This is a genomic window from Shimia sp., assembly GCF_039969785.1.
GTDB lineage: Bacteria > Pseudomonadota > Alphaproteobacteria > Rhodobacterales > Rhodobacteraceae > Shimia.
In genome coordinates, this window is the sequence record NZ_JBDVNC010000033.1 from 247,698 (window position 1) to 263,228 (window position 15,531).

Sequence of the window (15,531 nt, forward strand, 5' to 3'; positions counted from 1 at the left end):
GTCTACTGCATCACATCTTGAGTTTGCCGTCACCTGAATTCGGGTGAGACCGAGTTTGTCGCTAGTGTGACAGGAAAACAGGCACCGTGGAACGCGCCATGACGTCGGTTGTGACGCCGCCGATCAGGCTTTGTTGAAAGCGGGAATGTTCAAACGCGCCCATCACGATCAGTTTCGCTCCAACCTCTTCCGTGGTTTCCAGAACGGTATTGGCCACAGAGCCGTGGCGGGGGCGGTTTATCAGTTGGGCGTCAATTCCGTGGCGTTCCAGATTGCGCAACAGGACGTCTGTGCCGGGAACCTGTTCTTTGCCAACCTCGAGAAGAGTGACCTTGCCCTTGTCTTCGAGCACGTCCATGGCATCGCCCAGGGCGCGCGCTGCACAGCGTTTGCCATCCCATGCGACAATCGCGTGGTCAGCCACGGTTTTGGATTCGTAGTCTTTAGGTACAACCAGAACCGGGCGACCGCTGTAGAGGGTCAACGCTTCCGGGTCTGCGGCCAGATGTTCTTCTCCAGTTTTGCTACTGGCCCCGGTGACGATCAGGTCAAAGTGGCGGGCAAAGACAGACAGGGAGTGGCCCTGATTGGCTTCGAGGTCGAAAAACTCGGATTGCTTGGAGAGTCCGGCCTTGCCGACGATGGTATGAAACAGTTTGCCAATCTCACGGATACGCTCTGCGTCGGCCTTATCAATCTGATCAAGAACTTGCTGAGGGATCTGACCGGTAAAGCTCTTTTGAAGCGGCGGCATGCCATGGCGGACGATACCGCTTAGAAAGCCCTGATGGTATTTGGCGATGTTGATCGCGTGGCGCAATGCGGGGCTGCGTTCGGACTCGCCGCTGTAGGCCACCAATATGTTTTTGACACTCATGTGAGTTTCTCCGGGTATACGTCGCGCGAAGTGCCATGCAAACACGGAATAAATGTAACTAGCAACCGTTCATTCTACCAGTGGTGACGGGGCGCAGGTCAGCGCCCGAGTCTCTTGGGCAATGATGCCTTCTTCGTCGGTGGGAATGACGTGTGCTGACAGGCCGCTGTCAGGGGTGGTGATGCGTGGGGCGGCTTGTGCGTTGGCCCGGTGGTCGATTTTGGCACCAAGCCATGCGCACCCCTGAAGGATACGGTCGCGGATCGGGGCGCTGTTTTCGCCAATGCCGCCGGTAAAGACCAGCGCGTCAATCCCGCCCAGCGTGGCCGCCAGTGCACCGATTTTCTTGCAGGCCTGATAAACAAACAAGTCGATGGCGTCTTTTGCGGCTGGGTCGTCCGAGGCCAGCAGGTCGCGCATGTCTGAACTGATGCCAGAAACCCCCAAAAGACCGGATTCGCGGCTGAGCTGGGTTTCGACCTCGGTCACGGTCATGTTGAGATCGCGCAGCATGTAAAAGATCACGCCGGGATCAAGTTCGCCGCAGCGTCGCCCCATGACCAGCCCGTCAATCGCGGTGAAACCCATAGTGGTGGCCACGCTTTGTCGGTTGTGCAGGGCACACATCGAGGCCCCATTGCCAAGGTGGGCCACAACCACACGGCCGTCGGGATTGTCCAGATGGGTGGGCAGTTGCGTCGAGATATAGTGATAGGACAGCCCATGAAAGCCATAGCGCAGCACGCCACCATCTGTCAGCGCGCGCGGGATGGCGAACATCTGGGCGATTTGGGGCTGGGTGCGGTGAAAGGCGGTGTCGAAACACGCGACTTGCGGAATGTTGGGCCAGCGCCGGGCAATGGCGGCGATCCCGGCGAGGTTGTGGGGCTGGTGGCCCGGGGCCAGCGGGGCCAGAGCCTCTAGCCGCGCAACCACATTGCCTGTGACAAGGGTGGGTGCGACAAAGTCCTGACCGCCATGCACCACGCGGTGGCCCGCTGCGGCGATGGTCAGCCCGGGGGTGTTGGCTGCAAGATGTGTCGTGAGCCAGTCCAGAATGTCGCTATGCGTGGCATCGCTGGCAAGGGGCAGGGGGTGATCGGTGCCGTTGCTGCGGTGTTGCGGTCCAAGGCCAATCCTGTCGATCTGGCCATGCACCAGACATTCGGTCGGCGTCTCGGATCGATAGACGGCATATTTGATCGACGAACTGCCTGCGTTCAGGACAAGGGTCGCGTCATTCACATCAAGTCCTTTCCAAGCTGTTCATGCACCAGAAGCTGGGCCAGTGCCGCGGATACGAGCCGCGATAGCGTCCCATCGGCGCGGCTGGTGAGCATGATCGGTACACGCGCGCCCAGCACGAGGCCGGCTGAATCTGCGCCTGCGAGATACATCAGTTGTTTGGCAATCATGTTGCCCGCCTCAAGATCCGGCGCGATCAGGATATCTGCATCGCCCGCGACGTCTGAGGTGATGCCTTTGGCGGCGGCGGCACGTTTGGAAACGGCGTTGTCAAATGCCAACGGTCCGTCCAGCAGGCCGCCAGTGATTTGGCGGCGGTCGGCCATTTTGCACAGGGCGGCGGCTTCGACCGTTGAGGGGATTTTGGGGTAGATCGTTTCCAGCGCGGAGAGAATGGCAACTTTGGGCAGGTCGATCCCAATCGCATGGGCCAGTTCAATGGCGTTCTGCACAATGTCGGCTTTGGTTTGCAGGTCCGGGTAGATGTTGATCGCTGCATCCGAAATCATCAACGGCTTGGGATATGTTGGCACATCCAGCACAAACACATGCGACATGCGCCGTTCGGTGCGCAGGCCTTGCGTTTTGTGAACCGCGGCGGACATGACTTCGTCGGTGTGTAGCGCGCCCTTCATCATCGCCTGAGCGCGGCCCTGGCGCACCAGCTGGACCGATTTTTCGGCGCTGTTGTGGCTGTGTTTCGACGGCACGATCTTGATCCCGTCAAGGTTGGCCCCAGTTTCTGCGGCGGCTGCCTGAATGCGGTCTGGCGGGCCGACAAGGATCGGCGTGATCAACCCTTTGTCGCGCGCCGCGATGGCGCCTGTCAGTGAGGCCGCATCGCAGGGGTGGGCGATGGCTGTGGCAATCGGGTCAAGCGCGGCGGTTGCCGCCAACATTTTGTCGAAGCTTTTTTCGAGAATTTCGGGATTGTCCAAACGCCCACTCCTTGCAAATCCAACAGGGGCATGACCCCGTGTTGTGGGCACAATGGCATGTCAGACATAAGACGCCAATTGCGATTGGCCGTCTACGACGTCAGGTCAGGAGATTTGTTGAAAGTTGCCATAAGAGCGTTGAGCGAACACCAACGGCGCGCCATCGTTCAGCGTCACATGCACAACGTGGCCCACAATAATGGCATGGTCGCCCCCATCGTGAATGGCGTGTGTCTGGCAGTCAAATCGCGCCAGACAATCGTCGATCAGTGGGACGTTCAGGGCGTTGGTGTGCCAAGCCACCTGATCAAACGCATCCCCACGGCGCGCAAATTCCAGCGCCAGATCCTTTTGATCCGCGCGCAAAACATGGATGGCGAACCGGTCTGCGCCTGCAAAGAGCGGATAGCGTTGCGATTTCTTGGCTGGCGACCACAAAACCAATGGCGGATCCAGTGAAATTGACGAAAATGAATTCGCTGTCATCCCGATCGGACCGGTGGGGGTCGGCGCGGTGACAATGGTGATACCGGTCGCAAAACACCCCAATGCATCGCGGTAAATCCGCTGATTCTCCGCCGTGGGATCAAATTCGGGGGCCATATTCATGTTTGTCCTGCGTCGCGCTTGTTTGCCTCATGTGCGATGAAATACGCACCGTTACAAGAGGGCGCATAAACTCGGCATAATTATGTGGGATTGGAGACGCTATCAGGGCGTTATCAGTGTGACACCGGGAATACGTTCAATCTGAAAGACGTCTTCGTCATAGGCTTCGGTCAGTGCGTCGATCAGGTCTTCGGTCCAGCCATGCAGATCAAGCTCTTCTTCCAATTCATCTTCGAGCGCGAACTTGTCCAGAAATGCCGCCACCACGCGGCGTTTCTGCATTTCGGTCATGTTCGGGTGTTTTTCCACATATTCGCTGAACCGTTTCAGTCCTTCGGGGGACATGATGTCAGACAGCAAATCAGAGCCACCCTCAAGCGCGACGGTGGGGTCAAGACCCGCCATTTCGCGCATGACTTCTTCCCAGATCAGGGGCGTGTCCTCATTGCACCAGACTGTGACCGGCACGTGAGGCAAGGCCTCGCGGATGCGCACCACAACATCAGACCAGCGCAGGGACAGCGGAACACATCCGCCTGTGACCGCGTCCAGCGTGTTTTCGGGTGTGCCGTTAACCAGAGCGGGCAAAAACGTCGCAGGATCTCGAATCGCCAGAAAAATCTCAAGGTCGACGCCGTGAAACAGATCGGCAAATGCGGTCAGCCGTTCCGCCGCATTGGGGTAAATGCGGTCACCGCGAATGGCCTGACGCGGGACGCCGAAAAAGTTGCTGTTGGACATGATGATGCGATCCGGGTCGCCCCCACGTGCCATTTCCGTCAACAGCTCTTCGCGTATGCCGTCTGGGAAAGCTTCTTTTTTTGCATTGTTCAACAGCTCGCGGACCTGACGGCGATAAAAGCTGGTGGGCGGGACTTCGACACCTGTTTCACTGAGCATCTCGGCATTTTTGCCAAGGCTCTTGATCAGTTTGTCTTCGTCCGTGAAATGGGCCCCGGTGTGGAGTGCGACCTGCATATGCTCTGCTGTAATTGTTCAACTTGCTGGGGCCATTATATCTTCGTTTCTGGACAGCGAAACCAGATTCAGGCAATTGGGAAGAATGAGCCAGACAGAACCTTCTTCCCGCGCGTCTGTAATGCCCCGATTTGGGGTCAGTCCCTGGTCGTTGGGGGCCTTGATCATCGCGTTGATTGTTGTTGCCCCGATTGCGGCGGTTTTCTGGATGGCGTTTCATCCTGCAGACAATATCTGGCCGCATCTGATATCGACCACTTTGCCCCGCTATCTGCGCAATACGCTGGTGTTGATGATCTCGGTGGGGCTTTTGTCGGCCAGTATGGGGTCAGGCGCGGCATGGCTGGTCAGCCGCTATCGCTTTCCCGGTGTGCGCTGGATCGAATGGGCGCTGTTGTTGCCGCTGGCCATTCCGGCCTATGTCGGGGCCTATGCGCTGGTTGATTTTCTGGAATATGCCGGGCCGGTGCAGATCGGTATGCGGTCTTTGTTTGGCTGGCAATCGGCGCGTGACTATTGGTTCCCGGAAATCCGGTCGATGGGCGCGGCGGTGATTGTGCTGTCTGTGGCGCTGTTTCCTTATGTCTATATTCTGGCGCGTGCAGCCTTTCGCGAACAATCCGGCGAGGGCGAAGAAGTTGCGCGTTCATTGGGGGCAGGGGCGTTGGCCCGGTTCTGGCGTATTGGTCTGCCGCTGGCGCGCCCTGCGATTGCCGCCGGTACGGCCATTGTGATGATGGAGACGGTGAATGATTTTGGTACGGTGGACTATTTCGCGGTGCAAACGCTGACCACCGGGATTTTCAGCGTCTGGTTGGAAAGCAACAACGCAGGTGGAGCAGCGCAGATTGCAACCGTGGTCTTGGTGCTGGTGATTCTGTTGGTCACGATGGAAAAGACCAGCCGCCGCAAAATTCAGTTTTTCAGCCTGTCGACCCGGCATCGCCCGCCCACGCAAACCCGGATCACCGGGATCTGGGCTTGGATGGCGACACTGGTCTGTCTGATCCCATTTTCAATTGGGTTCGTGCTGCCGATCAGCGTCATTCTGAGCCATGCGGTTGATAATGCCGAACGTTGGAGCGACCCTGATTTGCTGCGCGCCTTGTGGAATACCGTGCGCGTGGGCGGTATTGCAGCGCTTGTCACCGTGATTGCCGGGGTGTTTCTGGTCTATGGCGTACGCTTGTCAGGCAAGGCTTTGCCGCGTTTGCTGTTGCCACTGACGACCATTGGCTATGCCGCACCCGGAGCGGTTCTGGCGGTTGGTATTCTGATCCCGCTGGCCTTGCTGGACCATCGGCTGGCGGATGCGATTGAGGCTGTCACCGGCGGGCGGGCCGGGTTGATTCTGACCGGGTCAAGTTTTGCGTTGGTGCTGGCGTACTGCGTGCGATTCTTTGCGATTGCCCAAGGCGCCGCAGATGGCGCGATGGGGCGCGTGTCACCCAGCCTGGCCATGGCGGCGCGCTCATTGGGGCGCAGCAAGGGTCAAACGCTGATCGAAGTCTATTACCCCATGATCCGTGCTTCGGTCGGATCGGCGCTGTTGTTGGTGTTTGTCGATTGTGTCAAAGAGCTGCCCGCCACGATGTTATTGCGCCCATTTAACTTTGATACCCTTGCAACCCGGGTGCATGACCAAGCCAGCTTAGAGAACCTGGGAGACGCCAGCCCGGGCGCGATTTTGATTGTTTTGGTAGGCTTGGTGGCCGTCGGAATGCTTGCCCGCGCAAATCGATAATTTTTTGCTTGCGGGCCGCGAAGTTTCAATTTAAATCGCCCCTTGTGTGCCCCTATAGCTCAGCTGGTAGAGCAACTGATTTGTAATCAGTAGGTCCGCGGTTCGAGTCCGTGTGGGGGCACCATCTTTTCAAAGACTTAGAAGATTTTTAGGGTAGGGTGGAAGTGTCCGTGTCAGTCTCTTGTCAGTCATCAAGGAATCTGTGCGACCTAGAAATTCTGAGTCGCCGGGGCAATGGCGTCTTGGTCATAATGGGGACGACCGTCAGAACCGGGAGTAAACCAAAACAGCATCAAAAATCTCTGGCAGCGGTTAGTATTTATCACACGATTTCATAGTCTAAACATGTGAACCAGATCGGTTCCTGCTTAATTCAATCCTCGAGAGTCGAAGTTGGACATCTAGGGCAGATAAAGGTGCGCAGTACTGGTAAGACAAATCGGGAAATTCACCCTTTTGGCAGGTTTTTGAAAAAAAAATGGCCGCTGATCCAAAGATCTTCTTCCTACGATGTGCTTTAGTATCAATTGGAATCACGCTTGCGCGGCATTTTTTGGCTTAGAGATTGCGGCGACGCTGATTAGATAAAACACTGAATGAAACGTCGTTCCGGCGTCGCGATTGTAGGGGAAACTGAGATATGGCTGTTGAAACATTACCCATTGGCGGCGAATTTCAAGTCAATACCTACACTGATAATGATCAAATCAATCCTTCAGTCACAGCGTTAAATGACGGTGGGTTTGTGGTGACGTGGGGGTCCCGTGGTCAGGATGGCAGCGCAAGTGGCATCTTTGGTCAACGTTACGCAGCGGACGGCTCGACCTTGGGCGAGGAATTTCAGGTCAACACCTACACTGAAAGTGACCAAAGCTATCCCTCAATCACAGCGTTAAATGATGGTGGGTTTGTGGTGACGTGGAGGTCTTGGAGGCAAGTTGACATTCAACAAGGCATCTTTGGTCAACGTTACGCAGCGGACGGCTCGACGGTGGGTGACGAATTTCAGGTCAACACCTACACTGATGGTGGGGCCGCACCCTTTGTGACTGGGCTGAGAGATGGCGGGTTTGTTGTGACGTGGAGTTCAGAAGGTCCGGGTCCTGAAGACAAATACGTCTTTGGTCAACGTTACGCAGCGGACGGCTCGACGGTGGGCGAGGATTTTCAAGTCAACACCTACACTGGACTTCTTATCTTTCCTTCAGTCACAGCGTTAAATGACGGTGGGTTTGTGGTGACGTGGGCGTCCGATGGTCAGGATGGCAGCAACTTTGGCATCTTTGGTCAACGTTACACAGCGGACGGCTCGACCTTGGGCGAGGAATTTCAGGTCAACACCTACACTTACGGTGACCAAAGCTTTCCCTCAAGCACAGCGTTAAATGATCATGGGTTTGTGGTGACGTGGGCGGATTGGGGCCGAGATGGCAGCGGCTTTGGCATCTTTGGTCAACGTTACGCAGCGGACGGCTCGACGGTGGGTGACGAATTTCAGGTCAACACCTACATTGCTGATAGACAAGAAGCCCCCTCATTGACTGGGCTGAGTGATGGCGGGTTTGTTGTGACGTGGTTGTCCTATGGTCAAGATGGTAGCGATCAAGGCATCTTTGGTCAACGTTACACAGCGGACGGCTCGACGGTGGGCGAGGAATTTCAGGTCAACACCTACACTGAAAATGACCAAAGCTTTCCCTCAGTGGCTGGGCTGAGTGATGGCGGGTTTGTTGTGACGTGGTATTCAACTGGTCAGGATGGCAGCGACAGAGGCATCTACGCCCAGCGGTTTTTATCTAACAATTTGCCCGAAGGCGACATTGTGATCGATGGCGCGGCGAAACAGGGCGAAACGCTCACGGTCGATATTTCCAATGTGACCGACTCGGATGGTGTCGACACAGACACCGTTTCCTACCAATGGCAACGGGACGGTATCGCCATCGCAGGGGAAACGGAATTGACCTATACGCTGGTTCAGGACGACGTGGGATCAGAAATCTCGTTCTCTTTAAGCTTCACAGACAGCACAGACATTGACGAGACAGTTATCAGTGCAGCGACGGCCCCGGTCGAGAACGTTAATGATGCGCCGACTGGAGAGGTGATTGTTACTGGAACTGCCACGCAAGGGCGGGTGCTGACCTCTGATATCTCGACACTCGAGGACGTGGACGGGATCGAAACCAGCACCATTTCCTATCAATGGCTGCGGAATGGGCAAGCCATAAGTTCGGATGGCAATAACGCCAGCTACACGCTCAAGCAGGCGGACGTTGGCTCAGAGATTTCTCTTAGGGTCGCCTATACAGACGGTCAGGGAACAGATGAGAGCGTCACCAGTGATGCGACCCGCGCGGTCCTCAACGTCAACGATGCACCAGAAGGAATGCTGCAGATTTCCGGCAATGCCACAGAGAGATCCACTCTGAGTGCGGACATGTCGGGTGTCTCTGACAAAGACGGTATTGATGAGGGCACACTTTCCTACCAGTGGTTAAGGGAAGGGGTCGCCATAACGACCTTTGGCACGGGGCCTGGCTATACGCTGACGCAAGCGGATGTAGGCAAGGAAATTGTGGTTCGTGTGTCCTATACAGATGACTTTGGTGCAGAGGAAACGATCACGAGTGCACCTACCAGCCCGGTTCAAAATGTGAACGACGTGCCCGAGGGCGACGTTGTCATCACTGGTTCGGCGATAGAAGACCAGACCCTTTCAGCGGATATTTCCGGTGTCAGCGATGCAGATGGCATTGAGGCGTCTACGGTCACCTATCAGTGGCTGCGAGACGGGTTGGCCGTACAAGGGGCGACGGACCAAAGCTACGACCTCGGTCAAATCGATGCACGCGCGCAGATGTCAGTCAGGGTCTCCTACACCGACACCTATGGCGCTGACGAAAGCCTGACCAGCGCTGAGACAGCTGCAGTGCTCAATGTCAATGATGCACCAGAGGGCGGTGTTGTTATCGAAGGTAAGTTAAGACTTCGAGAGGTACTTACGGCAAACGCGTCGACGCTCGCGGATGCAGACGGTCTCGGTTCAACTAGCTATCATTGGCTTCGTAACGGAGTTGCCATAGACGAGGCCACGCAATCGACTTATGCGGTTGCCGGTCTGGACATCGGAGCAGACCTGACAGTGGCCGTTTCTTACACGGACAACTTCGGGTTTGATGAGCGTGTTGTCAGTCCTGTCGTTGTCCCTCAGGCCAATGCCCCGGCGGTCACATTGAACGTAATCGACGCCAAAAGCGGTGAAGACGGAAGTCAGGCGTCATTCACCGTTGCGTTGGAATCGGCAGTTAAAAGCGACGTCACCATTACCTTTGAGGTCTCTGATCCTACCGAAGCGGTTCTGCAGATCAGCAGTGTGACTTTTACCTCGGCCAACTGGGACAAAGTCCAGACTGTGACAATTCAAGGTATGGATGATTTTGATGACGACGGGGACGTGTCCTATGACGTTACTGGTTTACTAACGACGACTGATCTGGATTACGTTCGAGTTCCAGTCGAGGACTTGTCCTTTCTGAACCTTGACGACACCGAAGACGCCGATGTTCAAATCTATGGCGACAACGAGGTTAATTACTTGCAAGGCAAGAACGGCGATGACCGGCTGTATGGTCTTGGTAATCTGGATGATCTACGCGGAGGTCGAGGCGATGACCGCCTCTATGGTGGATATGATGATGATCGGCTCTACGGTGATCTGGGCAATGACCTTCTGTACGGCGAACAAGACGACGACATACTTGAGGGTGCTGAAGGCAACGACGAACTGTACGGAGGGTCCGGTGCTGATATCCTAAGAGGTGGGGCTGGCGACGACATCCTGAACGGAGAAACCGGACTTGATCTGTTGATCGGAGGGGTAGGTAACGACACCTACTATGTCGACCGTGCAGGCGATGTGATCCAGGACAATGGCCTGGCCAGCGACCGAGATACTGTCGTTGTGATCGGCAGCTTTAATTATGTGCTCGGTAACGGGTTGGAAAATGCAGACCTGTCGGACGAGAGTGGCTCTGCCGATCTGACTGGGAACGGCTTGAACAACGAACTCACCGGGAACAATGCAGACAATGAACTGAGGGGCGGCGCTGGTAACGACACGCTATATTCACAAGCTGGAGACGATACAGTCGATGGCGGCGATGGCAACGACCTGATTATCGGTGGTAGTGGAGCCGGAAACGATACGTACCGAGGTGGCAATGGGGTGGATACAGTCAAGTTCACAAGCGCCACAGCAGGAATATCAGTTGATCTAATTGGCGAGGCAGCTGGCTCAATCGGTCAGGGTGATCCAGCTGGTATAGGTCGTGACAAGCTGTTTGGCATAGAGAACGTGATTGGTGGCGACTACGGCGATTTTCTGATTGGTACTGATGGAAAAAACGAGCTGCGTGGGCAAAAAGGTAATGACGTGATCCAAGGTCGACTTGGAGACGACCTGCTGTTTGGCGGTGCTGGGTTTGACATCCTGGAAGGTGGCAAAGGCAATGACACTATCGAAGGCGGCGATGGTCGCGATGAGGTGCGCCTTGGCAATGGGTTTGACGTCTTCAACGACAATGCTCAGGGTGACGAATTTGGGCGAGACACGGTCTTTGGAGGTAACGGAAATGACACCATCAACGGCGGCGCGGGATACGATGAGTTCCGAGGCGAAGCTGGGAATGACCTTATCTTCGGCGGCAACGGGTTTGACCACCTTTTTGGCGGAAGCGGCGCGGATACGCTCTACGGTGGCAAAGGCAATGACACTATCGAAGGCGGCGATGGTCAGGACCAGATGACCGGTGGTGCGGGGCTGGATCGGTTTGTGTTTGCCAGTGGGTTTGGCAATGACACGATATTCGGGTTCGAGGCTGCGGATGGCGAGAAGATCAACCTTACCGATGTGGCTGCGATTACGGGGTTCGCGGATTTACAGGCGAACCATCTGGAGGACGCTGGCGGAGTGGCGCGGATCGTAGCGGGGGCGAACTCGATCCTACTCGATGGGGTGGCTTTTGCCGATGTCGGGGTCGGGTTTGCCTATTCGGTAGATGACTTCATTTTCTGAGCGCAGGGATAGGTCCGCCAATCCAGTCAATGGACAGGAGTTTTTACGAGGTCCACGGACTGGAAACAGTTTTAAGCCTTGGCTTGGTGGACAAGGGGCGGTCAAATTTACCCAATCAGCCGATATATCGTCCCACTTCGAAGGCCCACCTGCCGTGTTCGTCCATCAAGTGAGCCGAGTTAACGACCGCAATGATGCCATCGATTTTGGCGTACCCTTGGCCCGACAACCGGTTGTCTCGTTTCTTCAAATGTCGGTTTCCGCTGGCAGATTCGACAATCAGCAGGTTTTCCACGTTCGCCATCAACAACGGGCAGTGGCTGTGCCTTACAGCGCCGTCCAGCAGGCGGCCTTCCAGTGACGCCAATGCGGCTGCCATCTGCCAGTTCTGCGGCACTGATGTGAATGCCTTTCCCGTCTCTTCCCGAAATGCCTGCGCGAAGCCCGTTATCCCGTGTTCGTCGCCGCCTGCCACGTCAGGTCGAGCCTGCTTCACAAGGTCGAACACAGCCGCCTGGGCAGCCTCTGACGTCTCGAAGATATGCAGTGTGTCGCGCTCAATGGCCTCATCATAGGTTTCCTGCATGGTGCTGTGGGCGCGGTCATATCCTGTCTGCGTGAGAAACTGCGTCACCCATAAATCCAACGCGCGCTTGTTGTTCGTTGGGCGGCGGGCAACGGCGACCGCCATTGGGTCATCTGAACCGCCAGCATCGATGCCGATTGCGCAGAAATCATACGGCCCAGCAGGCGCGACTGCCTCACACTTGGCCCAATGAGAGTGCAGGATGGATTCGGCAAGGTCGGTTTCGTTTCTTTCGATGCCCAGACGCTGACTCAGCGTTAACGCGAAACTTTCAACGTCATCCGCATCGCCAGCCTGCTTCAGTTCTCGTTCCAGTTCGCTCGCGTCCATTGTGCCAGGTTGGTCAGCAGTGCGCAGGGACGGCATGCCGCGCCACCATTGGTTTGGGCCCAGAGGATCAATGTCCGGACGTTCGGTCATTGGGAATTGGAACAACAAAGGCAGAAAATCAGGGTCATCAATCTCGCCTGAGCGCACGGCCTTGGCATAGGCAAGCTGGCGCTTGAACTCGCCCTGCGGGGGCAGGATCGGCATTGTGGAGATGCTCAAGACTTTAAATGCGCGTCCCCAGTTCGCACCACCTAGGCGCAACTGATGCACAACGGCTGATGCTTGGTTGATTTGCGCCAGTTCATGCGTTTCGTCCAGGATGAGCAGGACAGGACGTTTGCCCACGGCTGACTTCATGTCGCAGGTCAAAATCTGGATTGTGATTCCGGATGCCTCGTGCGTCAGGCTGCGAGCCTGGGCATTGGTCCTGAACTGGGTGCGCAGTTCTTCATCTGCCAGGACCGCTTCCAAGATGTGTTCGAATACGATGCGAGCGCCGCCGATTGTAGGCGCAACTACGGCAACCAGACCACGGGTATTGATGCTTTCGATTGCCGACAGCATCACAAAACCCAAATCAAACGCGGCAACAGAAACTGACTTGCCGCTACCTTTCCCCAAGACCCAGAGACTTTCACGCGCTTGAAAGCTGGCCTTCAACGCGTCCCGCTGCCAAGGCAACCAGCAGTCTTCCAGGCGCTGTCCTGCCTCTGACCCCTGTGTAAGTCTGAATTTGCCCGACAACGTGACGAACCGTTCAGCCAGCTTTGAATCCCGGTCCAGAACAGGCACCAGAGACTGAGCGTCTGTCGCGTTAAACCAGTTCGGATTTGCGGTTGTGTTATGCGGGCGGAAGTACCTCACGAGCCACCCTCTTTCAGAGGGGATGCGTCTGGAAACAGGGTGGACCCGTGAGTGGCAGTTGCTATCAAAGCGCCCCCAAGCTTTGATAACCATTTACTTAGAGCGCAGGCGTACTGCCCAATCAATAACGCATGAGCATAGAAAACTATACTTTCGTATAAACTATTCATTAGGCGCTCCAAGTCGATTTGGCAGGTTTGGCACTGGCGCTGGGGGTGCTGGGTTTCAGCGCCTCTTGGCCCAGCCCAAGCTGGCCGCCAATTTTGGTCAGAAATCCACTGTGGCGGGCGATGATGGCAGACGCGGGATGCGGCTTGCCACTCTCGCTGATCGGGCCGCCATCAGCGGTCATCCTGTCTTGGGCCTGCCGCATCGCTTGCAGATTTATCAAATAGGTTTCCACCAACGTTCCTTTCTGGGGCACCCAAGCGTCCCGAGACATCAGGTGTTTTACGATTCCGGTCCACTCAGCTTTGTAAGACGGGTCCAGACTGGACGGCAGCGGTGGAATCCGTTCCTTTTTAGTTGGCGCGGATTTATCCTTAATCGCCCGCAACTGACTGCTTTTATTCGTCGTTGGATTTGGCATGCGAGTTCCTTTTCATGCGGTTGAATAAACCGACCAAGCGGTCAGCTTTCTGATTTACTGTGTGTGTTTTGTTTCCCCCCAGTGCGATGGCGGAACCCCCTTTCGATGTTTGCCCATACCCCCCGCCACCTGCATGCCTCGCCCTAGCGCCCATTCGATTGTTGCACTCGGCACAGGCTGGACGCAGGTTCGACAAATCCCAAAAGGCATGATTGTCTTTGTGATGCTGGACGTGATCGGCCTGTGTGGCTGGACGGATACCGCAGATTGCGCACAACGGATTGCCAGCCAGGACCAGCCTTCGGACGCGCTTCCACCTCTGGGTTCCGTACCACTGCTGGCGCTGGGCCACATGTGGCGGGACGCTATGGCCGCGTCCGCGCTGCGTCATGCCCCGTTTCCGTCTTGGCTGCCCCAAGGCATCTGCGGCTGCGTTTGTGACGCTAAATGCTGACTTGTTTGGGCTGGGCGGTTGGACAACTGGACAACAGGCCGTTTATCGGAGAACTCTCTCTTTATTATGTCTTTTGTTATGCCTCTTATGTGTTGATCATTTCCCGTGCGCGTAAAGTTCTCCGATAAAAGACCTGTTGTCCCAAACGTCCCAATGTTCTTTATCTGTTCACGTTCAAGCATGTTCGACACCCAAAAAACCGCCGTCGTTCTCGTCTTCGCGGGCTTCCATTCGCAAATCTGCCAACTGCTGAGACGTCAAAGCATTTCGCCAACGAACGCCGCATGCCGTCCGAACGCGGGCCTTCCCGCCACCAATTGTGACGCGATAACCTCTAGCGGGATGCACGTCGGGTAGGTCTTTGCCCCAAAACATCTTGCCAAAACCCTTAGCGGTATAGGTGGTGATGTTGTGCTTGCAGGCATAGCTGTGGAACACGGCATGCAGGTCGTCCATCGGGATTTGGTCTGTTGGGCTGCCTGTCACGTCAAGGTACTCAGCCGCGAACGTGCCGACAGGGTCCATCCGCACCAATGCTTGGTCGATCAGCCGCTGATGCGTTGCGGATGCGGTGAACCGTCCCGTGCTGCGCAGGCGCTTGTAGCCGTCCACAGCCCAACGCAGCATTACCGCGCGGTCCAGCCACAGCTTTTCCGTCAAATGCGGGTCTTCCTTCCCAAAATTCGAGTTGGGGAAATGCAGGAACTGGAACCGCGAAAACAGTACGCCGTCAGCATCTCGCAGCCTCGGAACGCTGTTAGACATCAGTAAGAACCGAACACCCAGCTTGCCAGACCATGCCGTCTTGAATTTGCGCGCAACGGTCTGGTGATCCTCGCCCGATATACTCAGCAGCGTTTCAGCAAGCTGGGCCTGCTTGGTGTTCTGGTCGATCCGAACATCTGGCAGCACGGCAACAGACTTCCCAATCAGATCCTGCATTGGAAAGCTGCTTTGCAATGCCGTGCTGCTGATTGTCGAGACGGACCCGCTCAGCAGGTTTGTAAGCAAGCGCCCGAATGTCCCTTTGCCGGAGCGTTTCGGTCCTGTAATCAGGAAAATCTTTTGCAGGTTTGTGTCACCAGAAATCAGATAACCAGCCTGTTGAATGTCATTGATAACTGACCCGGTATTGTCACCGAGATTTGACCCGCTTTATTTATGTATCGGCGGCTATGCTTTGGTCAATATGGTGGCCTCCTTTGTGGTTTTCTTTGCAGCTTCTGAACTGGCCTTGAAG

At 55.9% G+C, this 15,531-nt stretch carries 11 protein-coding genes and 1 tRNA gene; 4 read left to right on the plus strand and 8 right to left on the minus strand.

What is annotated here, in order from left to right; genetic code table 11:
• Positions 1–61 precede the first annotated feature (61 nt).
• The 5 genes from ABJI08_RS15555 to ABJI08_RS15575 form a co-directional block, all read right to left on the minus strand.
• Complete coding sequence (locus ABJI08_RS15555) at positions 62–877, minus strand: universal stress protein (RefSeq protein ID WP_348402753.1); 816 nt, start codon at positions 875–877, stop codon at positions 62–64.
• A 69-nt stretch (positions 878–946) separates the two neighbouring features.
• Positions 947–2,122: an acetate/propionate family kinase gene (locus ABJI08_RS15560; RefSeq protein ID WP_348402754.1), complete on the minus strand. Its 1,176-nt coding sequence runs from the start codon at positions 2,120–2,122 to the stop codon at positions 947–949.
• A complete protein-coding gene (locus tag ABJI08_RS15565; protein ID WP_348402755.1) occupies positions 2,119–3,060 on the minus strand; it encodes a bifunctional enoyl-CoA hydratase/phosphate acetyltransferase in 942 nt (313 codons plus the stop codon). The genes ABJI08_RS15560 and ABJI08_RS15565 overlap by 4 nt, the downstream gene beginning before the upstream one ends.
• A gap of 105 nt (positions 3,061–3,165) precedes the next feature.
• Positions 3,166–3,663, minus strand: a complete 498-nt coding sequence (locus ABJI08_RS15570; protein WP_348402756.1) for a flavin reductase family protein — start codon at positions 3,661–3,663, stop codon at positions 3,166–3,168.
• 108 nt (positions 3,664–3,771) lie between these two features.
• Complete coding sequence (locus tag ABJI08_RS15575; RefSeq protein WP_348402757.1) at positions 3,772–4,647, minus strand: hypothetical protein; 876 nt, start codon at positions 4,645–4,647, stop codon at positions 3,772–3,774.
• A gap of 85 nt (positions 4,648–4,732) precedes the next feature.
• On the opposite strand from ABJI08_RS15575, the gene ABJI08_RS15580 reads away from it, so the two are divergent.
• The 3 genes from ABJI08_RS15580 to ABJI08_RS15590 all read left to right on the plus strand — a co-directional run bounded on the left by ABJI08_RS15580 (position 4,733) and on the right by ABJI08_RS15590 (position 11,468).
• Positions 4,733–6,391, plus strand: a complete 1,659-nt coding sequence (locus tag ABJI08_RS15580; RefSeq protein ID WP_348402758.1) for an iron ABC transporter permease — start codon at positions 4,733–4,735, stop codon at positions 6,389–6,391.
• A 48-nt stretch (positions 6,392–6,439) separates the two neighbouring features.
• Positions 6,440–6,515: transfer RNA gene (locus ABJI08_RS15585), tRNA-Thr, on the plus strand.
• 516 nt (positions 6,516–7,031) lie between these two features.
• Positions 7,032–11,468, plus strand: a complete 4,437-nt coding sequence (locus ABJI08_RS15590; RefSeq protein WP_348402759.1) for a hypothetical protein — start codon at positions 7,032–7,034, stop codon at positions 11,466–11,468.
• Positions 11,469–11,583: 115 nt separating this feature from the next.
• Here the strand turns inward: ABJI08_RS15590 and ABJI08_RS15595 are convergent, their stop codons facing one another.
• On the minus strand, positions 11,584–13,248 hold the full coding sequence (locus ABJI08_RS15595; RefSeq protein ID WP_348402760.1) for a hypothetical protein: 1,665 nt from the start codon (positions 13,246–13,248) through the stop codon (positions 11,584–11,586).
• 169 nt (positions 13,249–13,417) lie between these two features.
• Positions 13,418–13,837 carry a P27 family phage terminase small subunit gene (locus ABJI08_RS15600; RefSeq protein WP_348402761.1) on the minus strand — a complete coding sequence of 140 codons (420 nt, stop codon included), beginning with the start codon at positions 13,835–13,837 and terminating at the stop codon, positions 13,418–13,420.
• Positions 13,838–13,970: 133 nt separating this feature from the next.
• Between ABJI08_RS15600 and ABJI08_RS15605 the strand changes: the two genes are divergently transcribed.
• The gene (locus ABJI08_RS15605; protein WP_348402762.1) at positions 13,971–14,291 is read left to right on the plus strand and encodes a hypothetical protein; all 321 of its coding nucleotides are present in this window, start codon (positions 13,971–13,973) and stop codon (positions 14,289–14,291) included.
• Between the two features lie 174 nt (positions 14,292–14,465).
• On the opposite strand, the gene ABJI08_RS15610 is transcribed toward ABJI08_RS15605, so the two are convergent.
• The gene (locus tag ABJI08_RS15610; RefSeq protein ID WP_348402774.1) at positions 14,466–15,410 is read right to left on the minus strand and encodes a DUF5906 domain-containing protein; all 945 of its coding nucleotides are present in this window, start codon (positions 15,408–15,410) and stop codon (positions 14,466–14,468) included.
• Between the last annotated feature and the right edge of the window lie 121 nt (positions 15,411–15,531).